Genomic DNA, 768 nt, shown 5'->3' on the forward strand with positions numbered 1-768 from the left:
CTCGACGCCGCTAATGCACACTCGGAGCCGCGAGTGCACACTCGAGGCCCCTGTCCATCAACGGCTTTGAGTGTGCGGCTACGGCGGCCGCTTCGGCGTGTCGCCCGCCGTGAGCGCACACTCGACGCCGCGAGTGCACAAACAAAGTCCAACTGGCTGGTCGTAGCGCGTCGTCGAGCGAGCCTGCGCGAGAGTTACTCGAGCTGGTCCCGAAGCCGGGCCAGGGACTTAGCCAGCAACCGGGACACGTGCATCTGTGAGATGCCGACCCGTTCGGCGATCTGCGTCTGCGTCATCGACTCAAAAAACCGCAGTACCAACACAGTTCGTTCGCGCTCGGGCAACGCCTCCAGTAACGGGCGCAGTGCCTCGCGGTTTTCGATCCGATCCAGACCCGCGTCCACGTCGCCCAGCGTGTCAGCGATGGCGCGGGCGTCGTCGTCTTCGTTGCCGCCACCGCTATCGATGGACAACGTGTTGTAGGAGCTGCCAGCCACCAGGCCCTCGACCACCTCGGCGCGGTCCATACCGAGTTCGACGGCGAGTTCGGTGGCGGTCGGCGCCCGACCCAGCCGCTGCGACAGTTCGGCCGTGGCGGTGCCCAGCCGCAGGTGCAGTTCCTTGAGCCGGCGCGGGACCTTGACCGACCAACTGTTGTCCCGGAAGTGGCGACGGACTTCACCCATGATGGTGGGCACCGCGAAAGAGACGAAATCCGAACCGGTTTCGACGTCGAAGCGGACGACAGCGTTGACCAGTCCAACCCGC

Annotated in this window: 1 protein-coding gene; it reads right to left on the reverse strand. The window is 65.5% G+C overall.

What is annotated here, in order from left to right; translation table 11 throughout:
• Window positions 1–194: 194 nt before the first annotated feature.
• The coding region (locus A5634_RS11620) for a SigB/SigF/SigG family RNA polymerase sigma factor (protein WP_065144203.1) at window positions 195–768 on the reverse strand (574 nt) is incomplete at its 5' end.

The organism is Mycobacterium asiaticum (genome assembly GCF_001673365.1).
GTDB lineage: Bacteria > Actinomycetota > Actinomycetes > Mycobacteriales > Mycobacteriaceae > Mycobacterium > Mycobacterium asiaticum_A.